This window comes from Synechococcus sp. R6-10, assembly GCF_047461815.1.
In the GTDB taxonomy this organism is placed as follows: Bacteria; Cyanobacteriota; Cyanobacteriia; order Thermostichales; family Thermostichaceae; genus Thermostichus.
Window position 1 is genome coordinate 1 of sequence record NZ_JANSHW010000190.1, and the last position, 1380, is coordinate 1380.

The following is a 1380-nucleotide window of genomic DNA, read 5'->3' on the forward strand; positions in this document are numbered from 1 at the left end:
GTTTTTTCGCGAGTCAATGGATCGGTTTGATGAGCGCACCCGGGCTATTGAACGGCGCACGGAAGCTGTGGAACGGCGCACAGAAGCACTGGAACGGCGCACTGACGAGATGGCCCAAGAGATGCGGGAGATCCGGCAGGAGATTCGGGATCTGCGCCGCGATTTTTTGGAACGGCGGTAGTGGCCCTCACCCCCAGCCCCTCTCCCTCAGGGAGAGGGGAGCTAGGATGGTGGCAGAGCAGTTTCTGGAGGCGGCTGTGGCTTGGACGAGGGGATCCGTTTCTGCACCATCAAGAGATCGCCTGAGTTTGGCGGAATACCTTGCTTATTCGGATGGCAGTGATACCCGCTATGAGCTGGTGGCAGGGGAGTTGGTGCCCATGGCTCTTCCAACCGGGCGGCATGTGCAGATTCAAAACTTTCTCAGCCGAGTTTTCGAGGCAGAGATTGCACGGCAGCAGTTGCCCTGGACGGTGATACAGGGAGGTCTGGGGATCCAGTCTCCGCGGGGCAATCGGTGGGCTACGGTGCGGATCCCGGATGTGGTGGTGCTGCCTTTGGAACAGTGGCAGGAGATGGGATCCCGGGAGGCGTTGATCCGCCTAGAGGAGCCGCCGCTGCTGCTGGTGGTGGAGGTGGTGAGTGAGTCGAGCCGGGCAGCAGACTACCGGGCCAAGCAAGCAGAGTATTGCGTTTTGGGGATCGGCGAGTATTGGGTTGTGGATCCCTTGGAGGAGAAGGTGAGCCTGCTGCTGCTTCATGAAGGCTGGTACGATGTGCTGGAGCTGAAGGGATCCGATCCGGTATCCTCAAAGGTCTTTCCCAAGCTGGAGTTGCAGGCGGGGGAGATCTTGGCTGCGGATTCGGGTTATTCTAGTAAAGCTACGGGGAGTTAGCTCAGTTGGTAGAGCGCTGCGATCGCACCGCAGAGGTCAGGGATTCGAGTTCCCTACTCTCCATTGAGGTTTTGGATTTGGATCCCTTGCCCCCGATCCCTCTCCCAGGAGGAGAGAAGAGTTAGTGGTGGTAGGATTTCCTTATTCTGTAGTGTTTCAGTAACCATGACGCCCGAGCAAGAACAGTGGCTGATTCAAGCCGTCCAAGAGTTGCAAGCCTCCCAAAGAGAGCTGCAAGCCTCCCAAAAAGAATTGCAAGCTGCCCAGCAGGAGCTGCGTCTTGTCCAGCAAAACCAGCAGGTTTTGATTCAAGAGCTGCGGGAGGGACAGGCGATGCTGGCGCAGTTCTTTCGCGAGGCACTGGATCGCTTTGACGAGCGTACTCGGGCCATCGAACGCCGCACAGAAGCACTGGAACGGCGCACTGACGAGATGGCCCAAGAGATGCGGGAGATGCGGCAGGAGATTCGGGATCTGCGCCGCG

Annotated in this window: 2 protein-coding genes, 1 tRNA gene and 1 pseudogene; all 4 read left to right on the top strand. The window is 58.5% G+C overall.

All coding sequences use genetic code 11. From position 1 onward, the window contains the following. Positions 1-181, top strand: a pseudogene (locus NW837_RS06015) (hypothetical protein); the annotation flags it as partial. 46 nt (positions 182-227) lie between these two features. Then, positions 228-896 (top strand): Uma2 family endonuclease, encoded by a 669-nt coding sequence (locus NW837_RS06020; RefSeq protein ID WP_414329845.1) that lies wholly within the window; start codon positions 228-230, stop codon positions 894-896. Further along, a tRNA-Ala gene (locus NW837_RS06025) sits at positions 887-959 on the top strand. Before NW837_RS06020 ends, NW837_RS06025 begins: the two co-directional genes overlap by 10 nt. Positions 960-1061: 102 nt before the next feature. Continuing rightward, positions 1062-1380: hypothetical protein (locus NW837_RS06030; protein ID WP_414329847.1), on the top strand; the 319-nt coding region annotated here is incomplete at its 3' end.

Excerpts from the sequence above, each read along its gene's own strand:
- NW837_RS06020 (WP_414329845.1), top strand. The coding sequence starts at position 228 with ATGGTGGCAGAGCAGTTTCTGGAGGCGGCTGTGGCTTGGACGAGGGGA.